The 16,571-nt window shown below is 69.3% G+C and carries 15 protein-coding genes; 9 read left to right on the top strand and 6 right to left on the bottom strand.

Features of this window, described 5'->3' with window-relative positions:
* Positions 1–107 precede the first annotated feature (107 nt).
* Together H565_RS0100500 and H565_RS0100495 are read right to left on the bottom strand one after the other, a co-directional pair.
* Positions 108–803, bottom strand: coding sequence for a hypothetical protein (locus tag H565_RS0100500; protein ID WP_027459308.1), 696 nt, complete (start codon positions 801–803; stop codon positions 108–110).
* A gap of 102 nt (positions 804–905) precedes the next feature.
* A complete protein-coding gene (locus tag H565_RS0100495) occupies positions 906–1,880 on the bottom strand; it encodes an ABC transporter substrate-binding protein (RefSeq protein WP_027459307.1) in 975 nt (324 codons plus the stop codon).
* 78 nt (positions 1,881–1,958) lie between these two features.
* Between H565_RS0100495 and H565_RS0100490 the strand changes: the two genes are divergently transcribed.
* The 3 genes from H565_RS0100490 to H565_RS0100480 all read left to right on the top strand — a co-directional run bounded on the left by H565_RS0100490 (position 1,959) and on the right by H565_RS0100480 (position 7,117).
* A complete protein-coding gene (locus H565_RS0100490; protein WP_027459306.1) occupies positions 1,959–2,336 on the top strand; it encodes an MliC family protein in 378 nt (125 codons plus the stop codon).
* A 68-nt stretch (positions 2,337–2,404) separates the two neighbouring features.
* A complete protein-coding gene (locus H565_RS0100485) occupies positions 2,405–5,545 on the top strand; it encodes a DEAD/DEAH box helicase (RefSeq protein ID WP_027459305.1) in 3,141 nt (1,046 codons plus the stop codon).
* A gap of 42 nt (positions 5,546–5,587) precedes the next feature.
* Complete coding sequence (locus H565_RS0100480) at positions 5,588–7,117, top strand: S10 family peptidase (RefSeq protein WP_027459304.1); 1,530 nt, start codon at positions 5,588–5,590, stop codon at positions 7,115–7,117.
* A gap of 58 nt (positions 7,118–7,175) precedes the next feature.
* Here the strand turns inward: H565_RS0100480 and H565_RS0100475 are convergent, their stop codons facing one another.
* Positions 7,176–9,140, bottom strand: a complete 1,965-nt coding sequence (locus tag H565_RS0100475; protein WP_027459303.1) for a DNA topoisomerase subunit B — start codon at positions 9,138–9,140, stop codon at positions 7,176–7,178.
* A gap of 237 nt (positions 9,141–9,377) precedes the next feature.
* On the opposite strand from H565_RS0100475, the gene H565_RS13830 reads away from it, so the two are divergent.
* Genes H565_RS13830 through kynU form a run of 4 tightly spaced genes read left to right on the top strand, consistent with a single transcriptional unit; the run spans position 9,378 to position 13,785 of the window.
* Positions 9,378–11,402, top strand: coding sequence for a vWA domain-containing protein (locus H565_RS13830; RefSeq protein WP_034407836.1), 2,025 nt, complete (start codon positions 9,378–9,380; stop codon positions 11,400–11,402).
* 10 nt (positions 11,403–11,412) lie between these two features.
* Positions 11,413–11,895 carry a hypothetical protein gene (locus H565_RS0100465; RefSeq protein ID WP_027459302.1) on the top strand — a complete coding sequence of 161 codons (483 nt, stop codon included), beginning with the start codon at positions 11,413–11,415 and terminating at the stop codon, positions 11,893–11,895.
* Between the two features lie 58 nt (positions 11,896–11,953).
* On the top strand, positions 11,954–12,595 hold the full coding sequence (locus H565_RS0100460; protein WP_027459301.1) for a cyclase family protein: 642 nt from the start codon (positions 11,954–11,956) through the stop codon (positions 12,593–12,595).
* Positions 12,592–13,785 (top strand): kynureninase, encoded by a 1,194-nt coding sequence (gene kynU, locus H565_RS0100455; RefSeq protein WP_245576134.1) that lies wholly within the window; start codon positions 12,592–12,594, stop codon positions 13,783–13,785. The genes H565_RS0100460 and kynU overlap by 4 nt, the downstream gene beginning before the upstream one ends.
* Positions 13,786–13,818: 33 nt before the next feature.
* Here the strand turns inward: kynU and H565_RS0100450 are convergent, their stop codons facing one another.
* Both H565_RS0100450 and H565_RS0100445 read right to left on the bottom strand, forming a co-directional pair.
* Positions 13,819–14,283 (bottom strand): acyl-CoA thioesterase, encoded by a 465-nt coding sequence (locus H565_RS0100450; protein ID WP_034407833.1) that lies wholly within the window; start codon positions 14,281–14,283, stop codon positions 13,819–13,821.
* A complete protein-coding gene (locus H565_RS0100445; protein ID WP_051363337.1) occupies positions 14,280–14,627 on the bottom strand; it encodes a 4a-hydroxytetrahydrobiopterin dehydratase in 348 nt (115 codons plus the stop codon). Before H565_RS0100445 ends, H565_RS0100450 begins: the two co-directional genes overlap by 4 nt.
* A gap of 313 nt (positions 14,628–14,940) precedes the next feature.
* On the opposite strand from H565_RS0100445, the gene H565_RS0100435 reads away from it, so the two are divergent.
* Both H565_RS0100435 and H565_RS13825 read left to right on the top strand, forming a co-directional pair.
* A complete protein-coding gene (locus H565_RS0100435) occupies positions 14,941–15,723 on the top strand; it encodes a hypothetical protein (protein ID WP_027459297.1) in 783 nt (260 codons plus the stop codon).
* Positions 15,724–15,846: 123 nt separating this feature from the next.
* The gene (locus H565_RS13825; protein WP_034407830.1) at positions 15,847–16,029 is read left to right on the top strand and encodes a hypothetical protein; all 183 of its coding nucleotides are present in this window, start codon (positions 15,847–15,849) and stop codon (positions 16,027–16,029) included.
* A gap of 13 nt (positions 16,030–16,042) precedes the next feature.
* Here the strand turns inward: H565_RS13825 and H565_RS13820 are convergent, their stop codons facing one another.
* On the bottom strand, positions 16,043–16,519 hold the full coding sequence (locus tag H565_RS13820) for a hypothetical protein (RefSeq protein WP_034407827.1): 477 nt from the start codon (positions 16,517–16,519) through the stop codon (positions 16,043–16,045).
* Between the last annotated feature and the right edge of the window lie 52 nt (positions 16,520–16,571).

The following is a 16,571-nucleotide window of genomic DNA, read 5'->3' as shown; positions in this document are numbered from 1 at the left end:
CAGGGTCGCCGCCGGGTCACCGCCCCCGGCTGCCCGCAACGTTAGCAGAAGTCTGCCGTTCCTTCTGGACCGCGGTCTACATCCTGCGGGGGGAAAAGGGTGCCTGCCTAAAACCCCAACTGCGCCCGTGGCCGCTCCAGTTGCGCGAGCCGCTCCGGCGTCCACAGTTCATACCGGTACATCGGGTACTGCCGCTTGAAGCGCCCCACCCGGTCCCAGACCTCACGCGACTCGAAGGGCACGACCAGAATCAGCCGAATGACCGAGTCCTCGGCGTCGTAGATATAGAAGTCAAAGTAAAAGGACTGCTCGCCGCCCCGGTCGGTAAAAAGGGGAAAGGGAAACGCCCGGTAGCGCCACGCCTTGTTCTTCCCCGTCAGGATGCGGGCGGCGACCCGTTTGAGGGCACTGTCGGGGAAGGTCAGCCGCTCGCCGTCGCGGTCGCGAAAGACGGTGTCCGGGTCCGGCGCGTCGAGCTGCACCCGCTTGAGGTCAGGCAGGGGCTTTGTGCCGCCGCCCGCGCCGCCTGCCCGCATGACCTTCGGGGGAGCCTTACGCCCCGAACCCGGTTGGAAGGGCCGCTCGCTGCCCCCCCGGCCTTCGCTGCGTTCGCCTGGCTTGCGGCGGGCGGGATTGGTGCTGGAAAGGGCGCTGCGGCCCTGGGGGCGGGCGGTTTGTGTCTCCTGCGTCCGTCCCCCCGGCTCGCGGGCAGGACGGGAGGCGTCGCGGGTGATGCCGCCGCGTCCCTGCGCGGTATTGCGTTTGGGCGTTCGGCCCCTGGAGCCTTTTTTGGGTCCGGTCATGGGGGTAGTGTAGCGGCCAGCTCCCAGCCCCCAGCGACCCGCCGGACGAAAGCCTTAGCCGTGACGCCGGGGCTGTTGCGAGTGGCTGAAAGCTGGCCGCTCTTACTTCGCCAGGCCGCGAATCACGCTGAGGTCCACGAAGCGGCTCAGGTCCGGCACGTCCCGCGCAAAGCCCGCCTCCTTGTTGAGCTGCGCGTACTCGGCCAGGGTCTTGAGGTTGATGTCCCAGGTGACCTTGGTGCGGGAAAGGGCCTTGAACAGCTCCGCCGTATTGGGCCGCTTGCCGGTAAAGGCCTGAATCTGGTCCGCGATGGCCTTTTGCGCTCCGGCGTTGCTCTTTTTGATGAAGGTGATGGCCGCGAGGTGCCCACGCAGCAGGTCCTTGACGATTTCAGGATTCTGCGCGGCGAAGCGGGTGTTCACGACGAGGACGGTAGTGGTGTAGTTGCCGCCCTCCCAGATGGCCTTTTCATTGGCGATGAGCCTGGCTCCCTGCGACTCCATGATGGCCCCCCAGGGTTCTTGCACGAGGGCGGCATCCACCTGCTTGGTGGCAAAGGCGGCGGGCATGTTCGCCGGGTCGATGGGCACGATGGTGACGTTGCCGCCCTCGTCGGTGGCCTTCAGGCCGTTCTCGTGCAGCAGGTGGCGCAGGCTGATGTCCTGGGTCGAGCCGCGCGTCGGCACGGCGACCTTCTTGCCCGCCAGCCCCTTCACTCCCCGAATGCCGCTGTCCCCCCGCCCCACGAGCACCGCGCCCGCGTTCGCCGCCCCCGCGACCACCTGAATGGGCACCCCGCGCATAAAGGCGTTCATCGCCGGGCCAGGGCCGACGTAGGCGGCGTCGATGGCCCCCGCCGCGAACGCCTCGTTGATTTGCGAGCCATTCGCAAACTCCTTGACGACCAGCTTGACGCCTCCCAGTTCCTTCTGGAAGAAGCCCCGCTGAATGCCGACCAGCCCGGCGGCGTGCGTGACATTGGGGAAGACCCCCAGACGAAGTTCTTTGGCCTGCTGCGCCTGCGCCGTGCTCGCGGCCAGGGTGAGCGCCAGGAAAGGGAAGAGGGTCCGCTTCATCCAACAAAGCGTAGCAGAGAAGTTGACCATATTTGTAATCTGTATGGGCAGGTGCCTCCCAGCCCGTATCCTGCGGCCATGAAATTTGCAGCAGCGGCCATGACGCTTCTCGCCCTCACCCCGGTCGCTGCCGCGGGGGGCGGCCCTCCCGCATCCGGCACGTCGCGCACCTTGCACTACACCTGCGGCGGCGGGCAGAGAATCAGCGCCACTTACGCCACCTTCCGCCGGGGTGGTCCCACCTTCGTCGTGCTGACCTGGCGCGGGCGGCAGTATGGCCTGGCCGAGGCCCTCAGTGCCAGCGGTGCCCGCTACGCCAGCCTGGCCGGGCCGGAGGGGGCACGCGGCGGCCTGGAGTGGTGGGAGCATCAGGGCGAGGCCACCCTGAGCACCTTTGTGGGCACGGACACGGGGCAGACGCGGGCGCTGCTGACGGGGTGCCGGGCGGGGCGGTAGGGCGAGCCTCCCTCCCGACCGTTCCTTCCCTTCCCCTCCGGGGACGCGGCCCCGCGTACAATCTCCCGGTGACGGTCGCCGCCCCCAACCTCTCCAGACTGATGCCGACCGCGCCGGTCGGAAACGTGCTGCTGCTGCCGCAGGTGGCCCGCGCCGCCCTCTTTGCCGCCCACCCCGGTCCTGCCGTGCTGCTCACCACCCCCGACCGCCTGGCGAGCTACGCCACGGCGGGGACGCTGGGGGCACCCGTGTCGGTCAATCCGGGGCTGGGTGAGTGGGCGAACAAACACGAACACGTCGTGCTGGACGTGAATACGGCCCTTGACCTCTTTCCGGCGCATCCCGAAGACCACGCCCTCGCCCTGCGGGTAGGGGAGAGTTACCCCCGCGAGGAGCTGCTCGCCCGGCTGGAGCGCCTGGGCTACGAGCGCCTTGCGGACCCGGACGACGAGGAGGCGGGCTACCTGCTGCGCGGCGATACGCTGGAGCTGCGGCTGCTGCCGGGGGCGGGCGTCCCGGCGGGCAGCGAGGCTCTCACCCTCCGCGCCGAGTTCTTCGGGGACGAACTGGACACCCTGCGCCGCCTGGGAGCGGGCGAGCTGACGGGCGAGAAACTCCGCGAGTTCACCCTGGAACCCACCGCCGACTACCTCACCGACGTGAAATGGGAGGCTACCCGCCTGGAGCTGCTGCCGGGCCGCGTCTTTCTCGATGCGCCGGAGTTCTACGCTTCGGCGCTGGGGCCGCTCACGGACACCCTGTGGCCCCGGCTGCGCGGGCGCGAGGTCACGTCCTTTGGCCGCGCCCCGCTGGAGCTGACCGACTACGACCTCGGCCTTCAGGCGCTGCCCTTCTACCGCGCCCGCCTCTCTGACCTGGAGCGCGACGTGGCCGAGTGGCGCGGGGCGGGGTACCGGGTGCTGGTCCTCGTCCGGCACGACCGCACCGCCGCGTACCTCGCGGAGCGCCTGCTGGGGACCCGCGAGATTCCCTGGCTGAGCGTGCCCCGCGTCGAGGAGGGCGGCCTGGGGTTCTTGCGGGCGCAGGGCGAGGGGGGCTTTGCCATCCCCGAACACCGCACGGTGGTCCTCACCGAGGACCTGATTTACGGCTTTCAGGGCGGCTCGGCGCTGCGGGGCAAGAAGTTGGCGGGCAAGCCCGTCACGGACGCGCTGGGGCTGCACGTCGGGGATTACCTCATTCACCCGGAGCACGGCATCGGGCAGTTTCGGGGCCTGGAGACACGCACGGTCCTCGGTGTCACCCGCGATTACCTCAACCTCGAATACCGGGGGGGTGCCCGCCTCGCCGTCCCTATCGAGCAACTGCCCGTGCTGCGGCGGCACCCCGGCACCACCGACGACCCCCCAGTGCTCTCCAGCTTCGACAAAAAGGACTGGGCCAAGGCCAAGGAAAAGGCCCGCAAGAACGCCGAGGAGGTCGCGGCCAAGCTGCTCGTGCAGTACGCGGCCCGGCAAGTCACGCCCGGCCACTCCTTCCCACCCCTGCCCGAATGGGACGCGCAGGTCGAGCAAAACTTTCAGTACGAGCTGACCGCCGACCAGAAAACGGCCCTGCGGGAGACGATGGCCGACCTGGAGCGCCCCATTCCCGCCGACCGCCTGATTTCCGGCGACGTGGGCTTCGGCAAAACGGAGGTCGCGCTGCGGGCCGCGCACCGGGTCGTCGGGCACGGCAAGCAGGTCGCCATGCTGGTGCCCACCACCCTGCTTGCCGAGCAGCACACCTCCACTTTCGTGGAGCGCTTCAAAAACCTGCCCGTGCGGGTGGAGGGTCTGTCGCGCTTTACCGGGGACAAGCAGGCGAAGGCGATTTTGGGCGACCTCGCCCAGGGCAAGGTGGACATCCTCATCGGCACCCACCGCCTGCTCTCCGGCGACATCGTCTTCAAGGACCTCGGCCTCATCATCGTCGACGAGGAGCACCGCTTTGGGGTGGGCCAGAAGGAGAAGCTGCGTGCCCTGCGCGGCCTGCCCGACGCGCCCAAAGACGGCAAAATCGAACTGCCGGAGGGCATGAAGGCCGTGGACACGCTGGCCCTCTCCGCCACGCCCATCCCGCGCACCCTCTACATGAGCATGGTGGGCCTGCGCGACATGAGCAGCATCCAGACGCCCCCCAAGGGCCGCAAGCCCATCCAGACGGTGCTTGCTCCCTTCGACCCCAGCACGGTGCGCGACGCGGTTCTTAGCGAAATCGAGCGCGGGGGCAAGGTCTTTTATATCCATGACCGCATCGCGTCCATCGGGGCCAGGAGCCTGTACCTGCGGAATCTCGTGCCCGAAGCCCGCATCGGCGTCGCCCACGGGCGCATGAACGAAGAGGAGCTGGAAGAAATCATGCTGGGCTTTGCGGAGGGGGCCTTCGACGTGCTGATTTCCACGACCATCGTGGAGACGGGCCTGGACATCCCGGAGGCGAACACCATCCTGATTGAGCGGGCAGACCGCCTCGGCCTCGCGCAGCTCTACCAGCTCCGGGGCCGGGTCGGACGGCGGCAGCAGACCGCCTATGCCTACCTCTTCTACCCGCCGCGCCTCACCGAGAACGCCCAGCGGCGGCTGTGGGCGATTGCCGACCTGCAAGACCTGGGCAGCGGACACCTCCTCGCCGAAAAGGACATGGAGATTCGCGGGGTGGGCAACATCCTGGGCGAGGAGCAGCACGGGCATGTGCAGGCCGTCTCCATCGACGTGTACACCGAGATGCTCGCGCAGGCGGTCGCCAAGCTCAAGGGCGAGAAGCTGGAGCCGCCCGCCGCCGTCTCCATCGACCTGCCGGTCAACGCCCGCCTCACGCCCGACTATTTCGGCGGCAACGAGGAAGAGCGCATCGCCACCTACGGGCGGCTCTCCGAGGCGCGGACCCTCCAGGCGGTCAGCCGGGTCGAGCGCGACCTGCGCAAGAAGTACGGTCCGCCCACCCCGGAGGTCCAGAACTTCATCGACCTTGCCAAGCTGCGCCTGACCGCCGTCGCCAAGCGCGCCCTGAGCATCGGGGAGACGATGACGCACCTGCAAATCACCTTTGCCTACAAGAGCCTCGACTACGACGCGCCCGGCCTCAAGCGTTTCCCCCACCGGACGGAGGTGACGACCTTCCCGCCCTCGGTGAAGGTGGAAAAGCGGGGGCTGAGGCCGGACGACTACGCGCGGACCTTGATTGACCTACTGGGGTATTTCGGGTAGTCGAGAGCAGCGGCGGCCCCACGCGCTAGAACTACCCCACCCATGAGCGACGAACACGAGAGGCAGGCGACCGAGCCGGGCACCGAAGTGCGGGTCAAGGTCCGCACCGGAGACAAGGACCGCCCCGACGGTGACACCCCCCAGGATGAGGTCAGCGTCACCCGCCACCGCGTCACGGTGGGGGGCCGCGAGCTGGCCTACACCGTCACGGCGGGGACGATGGTGCTGGCCGAGGAAAAGCACGCGAAGGACGGCAAGTCCGAGGGCCTGAAGCCCCGCGCCCGCGTCTTTTTCGTGGCCTATGCGCTGGACGGCGAGCACGACCCGCGCACCCGGCCCGTCACCTTCAGCTTCAACGGTGGCCCCGGCAGCTCCTCGGTGTGGCTGCACCTCGGCTTGCTGGGGCCGCGCCGGGTGGTCATGGGCGACGCGGGGGCGCTGACCGGGCCGCCCTACGACCTCACCGACAACGAGTTCACCCTGCTCACGCACTCGGACCTGGTGTTCATCGACCCGGTCAGCACGGGCTACTCGCGGGTCACGGAGGGCGAGAAGCCCGGCGACTTCCACGGCTTTGGCAAGGACATCGAGTCGGTGGGCGACTTCATCCGGCTGTGGACCAGCCGCGCCGGGCGCTGGCTCAGCCCCAAGTTCCTGGTCGGCGAGAGCTACGGCACCACGCGGGCGGCGGGCCTCAGCGGGTACCTCCAGGAGCGGCACGGGATGTTCCTGAACGGCCTCATGCTGGTCAGCGCCATCCTCGACTTTGCCACGGTGGACTTCACGCCGGGGCACGACCTCCCGTACATCGTCCACCTGCCCACCGCCGCCGCGACGGCCTGGTATCACGGCAAGCTGGGCGGTGACCGCGCCCTGGCCGACGTGCTCCGAGAAGCCGAGGCTTTCGCGGACGGCGACTACGCCCGCGCCCTGCACGCCGGAGCGCGGCTCTCCGAGGGAGAACAGCGGGCGGTGGCCGAGCGCTACGGGGCACTCACCGGGCTGGACCCAGCCTTCGTCCTCCGCAATACCCTGCGCGTCCCCCTGGCCCGCTTCTGCAAGGAGTTGCTGCGGGGTGAGGGGCGCACGGTGGGCCGCCTCGACAGCCGCTTTACCGGCCTCGACCGCGACTCCGGCGGTGAGGCCAGCGAGTACGACCCCAGCCTCAGCGCCATCCTGGGGCCATACACGGCGGCGATGAACCACTACGTCCGCGCCGAGCTGGGCTTCGAGTCCGACCTCCCCTACGAGATTCTGACGGCGCGGGTGCGCCCCTGGAGCTACGGGGAGTTCGAGAACAAGCACGTGCGCGTCTCGGACACGCTCCGCAAGGCCATGCACCAAAACGAGCACCTCAAGGTCTTGGTCGCGTCGGGCTACTTCGACTTCGCCACGCCGTACCACGCGACCCGGCACACGCTCGACCATCTCGGCCTCGACCCCAGCCTGCGCGGGAATATCCGCGAGGTCTTTTACGAGGCCGGGCACATGATGTACGTCAACCGCCCCAGCCTGGAGCGGCAGCACGCGGACCTGGTGGCGTTCGTGGAGTGGGCGGCGGGGCGGGGGTAGCCAGGAAAAAGCCCGCGCCCCGTGGGGTGGGGGCGGGCTTCTTCGGTCCCTTTTCCGCTTACACGCTGATTTCGGCGAAGCGGGCGTTGTCCTGAATGAACTTCTTGCGCGGAGCGACTTCCGACCCCATCAGGTCCTCGAAGACCTCGTTGGTCAGCATCAGGTCTTCCACCTTGACCTGCTTCAGCGCCCGCGTTTCGGGGTTCATGGTGGTGTCCCAGAGCTGGTCGGCGTTCATCTCGCCCAGCCCTTTGAAGCGCTGAATCTCGTACTTCTTGCCTTCCTTGTTGGCGCGGGCAACGTGTTCTTTGAGTTCTTCTTCGGTGTAGAGGTAGGTGCCCTTTTTCTCGCGGCCCACCGTGATGCGGTAGAGGGGCGGCTGCGCGATGTAGAGGTAGCCCTGCTCGACAATCGGGCGCATGTAGCGGTAGAAAAAGGTCAGCAGCAGGGTAGCGATGTGGCCGCCGTCCATGTCCGCGTCGGTCATGATGATGATTTTGTGGTAGCGCAGGTTGGAGAGGTCAAAGTGCATCCGGTCCCCGGTGCCCTCGACGCCCGCGCCAATCGCGCCGATGAGCGCCCGAATCTCGGCGTTCTTGAGAATCTTGTTCAGCTCGGCCTTCTCGACGTTCAGGATTTTGCCGCGCAGGGGCAAGATGGCTTGAAAGCGCCGCTCGCGGCCCCCCTTGGCCGAGCCCCCCGCCGAGATGCCCTCCACGATGAACAGCTCGGACTCGGCGGGGTCCTGCGAGGAGCAGTCGGCCAGCTTGCCGGGCAGGTCGTCGTTTTCCAGGGGGTTGCTTCTCCGGACGATGTCGCGGGCCTTGCGGGCAGCCTCGCGGGCACGGGCGGCCTCGGCGGCCTTTTCCACGATGGTCTTGCCAATCTTGGGGTTTTCCTCCAGGAACTCCGCAAACTTCTCGCCCACGATGGCGTTCACGGCGGTCTGGGCCTCCGAGTTCAGCAGCTTGACCTTCGCCTGCGACTCGAACTGCGGCTCGCCCAGCTTGACGCTGACGACGCAGTAGATGCCTTCGAGCAGGTCGTCACCGCTGGGAACCGGGTTGCCGGCCTTGATGAGGCTCTTGTCTTTGGCGTACTTGTTCAGGATGCGCGTGTAGGCGGTCTTGAAGCCGGTGAGGGGCGTGCCGCCGTCGCGGGTGCGAATCATGTTCGCGTAGGTCAGGATGTTGTCACTGGAGTAGGTGTTCGCGTGGATAAACGCGACCTCGACCTCCACATCCAGGTGGGTGCCGCGCATCACGATGGGTTGGTCATACAGCAACTTGGTGTCGTCGGTGACCAGCGCACGGGCAAAGTTGGCGATGCCGCCCTTTTCGAAAAAGACTTCCTCGCGCACCTCCCCGGCGTGCAGCTCGGTGCGTTCGTCGCGCACGACGATTTTGAGGCCCGTCAGGTAAGCGAGTTCGCGCAGGCGGCCCCGAATGCGGTCGTAGTTAAACTTGTTCTCGAATTCGGTAAAGACCGTGGGGTCGGGGTGAAAGGTGACCTTGGTGGACCAGCGCACGTCCGGGGGCGTCTGGCCCAGCACCTCCAGCGGCGTGACGACCGCGCCCTTCTCGAAGCGAATGTGGTACAGCTGACCGCCCTTGTTGACGGTCACGTCGAGATACGTCGAGAGCGCGTTCACGACGCTGCTGCCCACCCCGTGCAGGCCGCCCGACACCTTATACGCGCCGCCGCCGAACTTCCCGCCCGCGTGCAGCTCGGTAAAAATCACCTCGATGGCGGGGCGGTTTTCGGACTTCATGATGTCGACAGGAATGCCGCGCCCGTTGTCGGTGACGGTGGCCGAGCCATCAGCGTGCATGATGACGTGCACCTCATCGGCAAACCCGCCGAGGCCCTCGTCGATGGCGTTGTCGATGATTTCGGTGAGCAGTTGGTGGTAACCGTCAATGCCGGTGCCGCCCTGTACGTACATGCCGGGGCGCTTGCGCACGGCCTCCAGCCCCTTGAGAATCGAGATGGAGCTGGCGTCATAGGTGGGAGTCTGCGTCATGGTCCTCCTGGCATTGCCCCCGCGGGGACAAGTGCTGAGCTTGAGGGGTCGATTCGGAAAAAACGGGCGCTGGGTGCGCCCCCGAAGGTCTCCGCAGTATACTCCCCGACTTGAAACGGGTCAAATGGATTACGCATAGGGCGTAACCGGGGGTGGGGAGTTGGGCCGGGAGGGGCAGGGGGGGCAGGAGCGGCCCGGTTGGACGCCCCCCGCTTTCAGCGGGCACAATGGGGCCGCATGCGTCTGTCTCCCGCCGCCCTGCTCGCCCTGCTCGTGGGGCTGCCTGCTCCTGGCCTCGCGCAGGGCGGGGTGGAGGCCCCTCCCCGCGTGACCTTGCAGCGCCTGCCCGCCGCGCTGCCGCCGCAGCAGTGCCGTCTGCCGGGTGCTCCCCCCACCCGCACCCGCGTGGTCTTCGTCCTGGACACCAGCGGCTCTATGCGCGGCATCGGGGACGGGCAGGCGGACATCTTCGGGCGGGTCAAAGCGGCGGTGAACGACTATGTCCGCAGCGAGCAGCCTGACCGGATAGAACTCCTGACCTTTGACCAGGGGTTGCGCTCGCGCCGGGGCTATGACCTTCCCGCCGAGCGCTCCCGCTGGAACACCGACCTCGCGGCGCTGCGGGCCGATGGGCGCAACACCTACCTCTACCGCAGCTTGGGCGAGGGCCTCGCGCCGCTGCGGGCCGGAGACTTCCTCACCACCGTTCTCGTCCTCACCGACGGCACCGACAACGACCCCGCACCCGACTGGACCCCGGCGCGGGCGCTCGCGGCCTTCGGGGGGCGGGGGCCGCTCGATACGCTGCACTACGTGGCGCTGGGCACGCCCCTGCCCCCCGGCGCGCAGGAGGCGCTGCGGGCGAGCGGCTACGCCCAGGGGGTCAGCCTGCCCGTGGGCGAGGTGCCCGTGCTTGCGCGGGTCGCTCCGGGGACGGGCCTGCGCACGGTGACCGACCCCGCCCGCCTCCCCCTGCCCTGGCCGGACGGCACCCCCCTCACCCTGGAGGCACCCGCTGGGGTCAGCCTCGCTCGCCCGGCGGTGGAGGGGGGAGAGGCCGCCCTGCGCGTGGGGCGAGGGGTGACTCCCGGCACCCCGGCCCTGCTGTGTGCCCCAGCCCCAGAAGTGGGCGGTCTGCCCCGGCGGGTGCTGCTGTGGCTGGGAGGGGGGGGCGAGACGACGGCGGCGGGGACGGCCTCCCGCTTGCCCATGCCCATGGCCCCGGCGGGAGGGCTGCTGTGGCTGAACCCCGGCGCAGACCGCCACCTGCGGCCCGGCGAGCAGGTCACCCTGCGCTACCGCTTGCCCGCGGGGGCGGCGCGGGAGGCCCTAGGCCTGCGCTTGCCGAGCGGCCTGGCGGGGGAGGTTCTGAGTTCTGCCGGCAGCCGCGAGGTGGCCGTGCGGCTCACCCTGGCGGCGGGGGCGGGGCAGGCCGGGGTGCCCCAGCTCCTCGTGGGCGGGCAGGCCTTTGCTCTCGCGCCCGTGACGGCGGCGGGCGCAGCTCAGGCTCCGGCGAGGGCCGGGTGGGCCGTTTGGGCGGGGCTGGGCCTCGCGCTCGCGGTTCTGGTGGGGGGCGGCCTGTGGGGGGTGGGCCGCCGCCCGCGCCGCGCCGCGCCCCCGCCGCCGCCCGCTCATCCGGCCCCCGCCGCCGTTACGGGGCTGGAGTACACCCCCGACCTCGCCCTGTGGCTGTTGGGGGAGGGGAGTCGGCGGCCCCTCGCCGCGCCGCTGGACGCCCCCTTTGACCTGGGGCAGCTTGCGCGGGTGCCGCACCTCAGCGGGCTGCGGCTGGCGCAGGACGCGGGGGGGCTGCGGGTGCTGCGGGTGCCCGCTGACCTGGAGGTCAGTGCCGGTGCCCGGCGGCTGCGGGAGGGCGAAGCCGTGCCCCCCGGCACCCGACTGGGGCTGGCGGTGGCCGGAGGCGTGCGCTTGCCGCATCCGCCGCTGGGAAGCGTGGCGGGGCTGGGGCTGCCCCTCGCGCTGCACGCCGACGGGGTGACCCTGCGCCTGAGCGGTCCCTACGGCGAGCACGCCCTCACGCTCGCGCCGGGGCTGACCGACCTGGGCGGGCGGCTGGGTGCCCCCGCATTGGCGGGCCTGCGCGTGACCGTCAGCGGCCCGCGAGTGCTGCTCGCGGGGTTGCCCGCGGGCCTCACCCTGCGCCGCGCTGCGGACGGGGCTGCCCTGCGCCCCGGCACCTACCTCCCCCCCGCCGCATGGTTGGAATGGGCGGCGAGCGGCTCCCGGCCCACTTCGGGGTAGGCTGCGGAGCATGGAGTTGCTGCGGCTCATTCACGGGTACCAGTTCGGCAGCGGGCTGGCTTTTCTCTTCCCGACGCCCTACGCGCTTGCCACCCTGGTGCTGTTTTTGTGGAGCCTCGGCCCGGCGCTCAAGGGCGAGGTTCGGGGCGGCTTTCTCGCCTGGCTGCGCCTGACCTGGGTGCTGACTTTGATTCCGGTCGTGACCGGGGTTGTCCTCGCCCTGGGGGGGGCCAAGGTCCCCAGCGCCACCCCAGTGCAGGGGCAGGTCACCAAATACGGCTACCCCGCCGACCCCAGCCGCGACTGGGAACACTGGATGTACTCGGCCTTTTGCCTGCTGAGCCTCTACGTCCTGGAAGTGCTTGTCCGGGGCAAGCTTGTCCCCCACCGCCAGGGCCTGCGCCTGCTGCCCGTCGTGACCCTCTTTCTGTACGGCTGCGCCTACATGGTGGGGCGGGTGGCGGTGTTTCCGGGAAGTACGCCGGGCACGTGAGCGGCGGGGGGGGCCAGCCCCGCCCCCATGGTCGCTGGCCGCTGGTAGCTTGGGTGGCATGTATGACATCTCCAGACCCCTGACCCCCGGCCACCCCACCTGGCCGGGGGACGCGCCGTATCGCCTGGAGGCGGGGGCGCGGATAGCGCGGGGAGACAGCGTGAATACGGGCGAGCTGCGCACGAGCACCCACACCGGCACCCACGTGGACGCCCCCTGGCACTACGCCGACGACGCGCCGAAGCTCGACGAGGTGGGCTTGACAGCCTACCTGGGCCGCTGCCGGGTGCTCACGGTGCGGGCGCAGCGGGCGGGGCTGGTGGGGCCGGAGGCGCTGGCGGGCCTCCCGGACGGGCTGCCGCCCCGGCTGCTGCTGCACACCGGGCAACCCGCCCACTGGGCCGAGTTCCCGCAGGACTTCGCGGCCCTTGCGCCGGAGTTCGTGCGCGGGGCCGCTCAGCGCGGGGTGCGGCTGCTGGGCACCGATAGCCCCAGCGTGGACCCCCTGACGAGCAAGACGCTGGACGCCCACCACGCTTGCCTAGAGGCCGGAATCCTGATTCTGGAGGGCCTCAACCTGGCGGAGGTGCCGGACGGCGAGTACGACCTGGTGTGTCTGCCGCTGCCCCTCGTGGGGGCAGACGGTGCCCCCGCCCGCGCGGTGCTGCTGCCCGCCGGGTCTCTCCCGGAGGGGGGATGATGGGCGTCTTGCGCCGGGACCTCTTTGCCCTGCCCCCCGGCATCTACCTCGACGGCAACAGCCTGGGCGTGATGCCCCACGCGGCGCGGGAGGCGGTACTGCGGCGCCTCAGCGAGTGGCAGCGGGACGCGGTGGGCGGCTGGGACGCCTGGTTCGGCCTCGCCGAGTCGCTCTCGCCGGGCATCGGGCGGCTGGTGGGGGCGCACCCCCACGAGGTCATCGCCACCGGGAGCATCACCGCCAACCTCCATTCGCTCCTGGCCACCCTCTACCGGCCCGCGGGCCAGCGGCGGCACCTCGTCGCGACCGCGCTGGATTTCCCGTCCGACGTGTACGCCCTCCAGAGCTGGGCAGCGCGGCACGGGGCGGAGGTTCGGCTGATTCCCTCCCGCGACGGCCATACCCTCCACGAGGACGACATCGCGGCGGCGCTGGGAGACGACGTGGCGCTGGCCCTTCTGCCCACCGTGCTCTACCGCTCTGGGCAACTGCTCGACGTGCCGGGGGTAACCCGGCTGGCCCATGAGCGCGGCATCCTCGTGGGCTGGGACGCGGCGCACAGCATCGGCAGCGTGCCCCACGCCCTGCACGACGCCGGGGCCGACTTCGCGGTGTGGTGCCACTACAAGTACGTCAATGCGGGGCCAGGGGCACCGGGCGGCCTCTTCCTGCACGAGCGGCACCACGGCCTTGGCCCCGGTCTGCGCGGGTGGTGGGGCCACGACAAGGCGACCCAGTTCGAGATGGCGCACGAGTTTCGCCCTGCCGCGGGAGCGGGGGCTTATCAGCTCGGCACGCCGCCCATCCTCGCGCTGGCGGCGCTGGAGGGTGCCCTGAGCGTTTTCGGGGCCGTCGACCTGGCCGAGATTCGCGCCCGCAGCCTGGAGCTGACCTCCCAGCTGATGGCGCTGGTGGACGAGCACCTCCCTGAGCTGCGGGTGGTCACCCCCCGCGACCCGGCGCAGCGGGGCGGGCACGTCGCCCTCGCGCACCCAGAGGCCCGCGCCCTCAGTCTCGCCCTGCGTGCTCGCGGCATCGTCCCCGACTTCCGGCAGCCCGACATCCTGCGCCTCGCTCCCGTCGCCCTGTACAACACGGCAGCCGAGATAGAGGAGACGGTGCGTGCCTTGCGCGAGCTGCTGGACACCGGGGCACACCGGGCGCTGGAGGGGGCAGGCCTGGTGACGTAGAGCCTGGTGACATGGGGCGGGGCGGCCCCAGGGCTAGAACCCAAAGGCCGCCAGCACCTCTCGCGGCGCTCGCTTGGGCCGCCCGCTCGCCGGGTCTACCCAGACCCACTCGGTGTGGCAGTCGGCGAGGCGCTCGGCTGAGGTGCCGTCCGCAGCGAGGCGGTCGAGGGTGTAGGCGCGGACGCTGCGAACCCCGCCGTGTTGGGTCAGCGCGGTCCGGACGCGCACCCGGTCGCCCAGCAGGGCGGGTTTGTGGTAGGTGATGACATGTTGCCGGGCGACGGGCACTGCCCCCAGCGCGGCGAGCGCGTCCGTGCCCATGCCTTCACGCAGCGCGTGGGCGCGGGCGACCCGCTCGCACCAGGAGAGATAAACGACGTTGTTGACGTGGTGCAGGTCATCGAGGTCGCCTGCCTCCACCGTCAGGGTCTCCTCGTACTTGCGCTGGGGGGGCAGGTCCTCCCAGCGGACCTCCGCGCCGAGCAGGGTGAGGTTCAAGCCTGCGCCTCCCCGCCGCCCCGCAGCTCCTCCCAAAGCTGATTCACAGCCCGCGCCCCCGCGATATCGGCCAGGGTCACGCCCCCCGCGTCGTAGGTGAAGTAGCGCACCCGCACCCGGCGGTAGCGCACGAGCAGCTCTGGGTGGTGCCCGGCTTCTTCGGCAAGGAGCGCAACCCGCCGGGCGAACTCCACCCCCTCCAGGTAGTTCCCAAACTCAAAATCACGCGAAAGCTGGCCGTCGTTGCCCCACCAACCTTCCGGCTTGAGGTCCTGCACGTCGCCGTCGGTCAGCTTGCGGCTGGGGTCGTGCCCCATGCGCGGGTCGTAGGGGTGGTAGCTCATGCCGCCCATGCTAGGGCGTGGGCGCGGGGCGGTTCGGGCAGGTGGGACGCGGTGCAGTGCCCCCAAGAGGTGTGACTTTTCTCATGTCTTAAGGTAGACTTTACTTCTCATCAGTTCAGCATCAGGAAGGAGGGGGGATGCGGAAGTTGTGGCAACGTTGGTGGGGGCGTCGCGTCGCCGCCCAGTCGCCCGATTTACGGCAGGTTCGGCCTGCCATCACGGAGCTGGACCTGTTGCGCGCCCTGGGGTGCGACGAGTGAGGCCCTGATGTGGGCTTGAGCCTGGGCTGGATGTGGACTAGGGTGAGGCCGAGATGAAAAACTTTGCCCTCCTTGCCGTGGCCTCTGCGGGCCTTTTCCTCGCCTCGTGTGACCAAAATCCGCCGCCCAGCGCCCTGCTGGCCCTGTCGGGGACCGTGGTGGAGGGCGAACTGACGGGCACCGAGATGGCCTTCCAGCTCAGGACCCAGGCCTGGAGCGGCGGCGCGGGTCGGGTGGCGGGCTACCTCGTCACCGGAGACGAGCTGCCGCAGCAGCCTGCGGCGGTGGGCACTCTGGCGGCAGATGGCCGTTTTGTCCTGACCCTGCCGACTCCAGCCGCCACGCAACTCGCGCCGCTGGATACGGACCTGTTTGGCAGCCTGCCGGAGGGCTACGACTTTGCCGCCGATTGCCTCCCGCAGCTCGCGGTGAGCGACCGCTCGGCCCGCAGCGCCGGGCTGCTGGTGGCGGTAGAGGCGGGCAAGGAAGGTCCGGTCTCTCCCCTCACCTTCTCCTCTGAGGGGACGCCGGGCCAAGGGCGACTGAACGTCAGCTTCGGTGGCTTGGTGTACGTCGACCGCAGCGTCACCCTGCAGGGCAGCCGCACCTGCACCTCGCCGCAGGGGGAGCGGCTCACCGTCCAGGCTGACCTGCGCCTGGGCAAGGGCTGGAACAAGGTGCAGTTCACCGTTACTGCCGATGAGCGGGCAAACACCGCCAGCGTCAGCGCCGTATCTGGGGCTTTTTCCTCGGACAACTGGGTCTATTTGAAGGGGGAGTTGTCGGGCCAGAGCCTGGGCCGCCAGCTTCCCCGGCCCGCCTTCCTGGGCCGCTAATCCTCCCCCTCGCCTCCGAGGTCGCCCCTCCGCGGGGCGGCTTCCGCTTTTGCTGACCTCCCGCCCGCCCAAACGCGACCTCCATTCCGCTGGGAACAGAATGCACTGCGCTATGCTCGGCGGGTGCCGGGAGCTGCCGCCCAACATGTCTTGAAGGGAACCGGGTCAGGGGTGCTGCCGCCCATGCTGGAGCAGTACGTCGCCCTGCGCGACGCGCACCCCGACTTTTTGCTGCTGTTTCAAGTCAGCGAGACTGGGTTAGGAAATAAGGGGTGCACCGTGGGGGTGCGCCCTTCGCCCCGCTAGCCGAACGCCGCAGTCAGTAGATGCTCACGTCGAAGTTGACGAAGCCCATGCCCGGGCTGACCACGCAGGCCACCGTGTAAGTCCGGTTCGTGCCCTGATGTTTGTTCAGGGCTGCCCCGCCGTCTTGAATGTTCTGGCACTTGAGATTGGAGACCCAGGCATTGGTGGGCCGCTTCCCAGTCGTGAGGGCGATTAGGTCGGCGAGTTGCCGTGTTCCGTGGAAGTCCGGCCCGAAGACCCAGTCCTGTCCACCAATGCGGAGGCCTGCGGAAACTGCTCTGGTTCCATCGCGTACCACGAACGCCTGATTTGCCGGGTATCCAGGGAACTCCGGTTTCAGGCTGTACGTGAAGTGCTTCAGGTTGGTGGAGAGAGGAACGGTGGTGATGTGCGAGCACCCGTAGGTCTTGCAGTAACCAGTCCCCGGAAAAGACTTCGTGGTTCCGATGAGTGGCGCTGCCGCTGTAGCACCCAACTCCGCTGTGACCACACAAAAAAGCCCACCCGATGGGGGAGGGTGAGGGTAGTTGTTCTACCCGCAC

The organism is Deinococcus murrayi DSM 11303 (assembly GCF_000482805.1).
Lineage (GTDB): Bacteria > Deinococcota > Deinococci > Deinococcales > Deinococcaceae > Deinococcus > Deinococcus murrayi.
The sequence above is the reverse complement of the archived record's forward strand: the minus strand, read 5'-3'. Positions and strand labels throughout refer to the sequence as shown.

Coding starts and splice junctions, on each gene's coding strand:
- H565_RS0100500 (WP_027459308.1), bottom strand. CDS start 803: ATGACCGGACCCAAAAAAGGCTCCAGGGGCCGAACGCCCAAACGCAAT.
- H565_RS0100495 (WP_027459307.1), bottom strand. CDS start 1,880: ATGAAGCGGACCCTCTTCCCTTTCCTGGCGCTCACCCTGGCCGCGAGC.
- H565_RS0100490 (WP_027459306.1), top strand. CDS start 1,959: ATGAAATTTGCAGCAGCGGCCATGACGCTTCTCGCCCTCACCCCGGTC.
- H565_RS0100480 (WP_027459304.1), top strand. CDS start 5,588: ATGAGCGACGAACACGAGAGGCAGGCGACCGAGCCGGGCACCGAAGTG.
- H565_RS0100475 (WP_027459303.1), bottom strand. CDS start 9,140: ATGACGCAGACTCCCACCTATGACGCCAGCTCCATCTCGATTCTCAAG.
- H565_RS13830 (WP_034407836.1), top strand. CDS start 9,378: ATGCGTCTGTCTCCCGCCGCCCTGCTCGCCCTGCTCGTGGGGCTGCCT.
- H565_RS0100465 (WP_027459302.1), top strand. CDS start 11,413: ATGGAGTTGCTGCGGCTCATTCACGGGTACCAGTTCGGCAGCGGGCTG.
- H565_RS0100460 (WP_027459301.1), top strand. CDS start 11,954: ATGTATGACATCTCCAGACCCCTGACCCCCGGCCACCCCACCTGGCCG.
- kynU (WP_245576134.1), top strand. CDS start 12,592: ATGATGGGCGTCTTGCGCCGGGACCTCTTTGCCCTGCCCCCCGGCATC.
- H565_RS0100445 (WP_051363337.1), bottom strand. CDS start 14,627: ATGAGCTACCACCCCTACGACCCGCGCATGGGGCACGACCCCAGCCGC.
- H565_RS0100435 (WP_027459297.1), top strand. CDS start 14,941: ATGAAAAACTTTGCCCTCCTTGCCGTGGCCTCTGCGGGCCTTTTCCTC.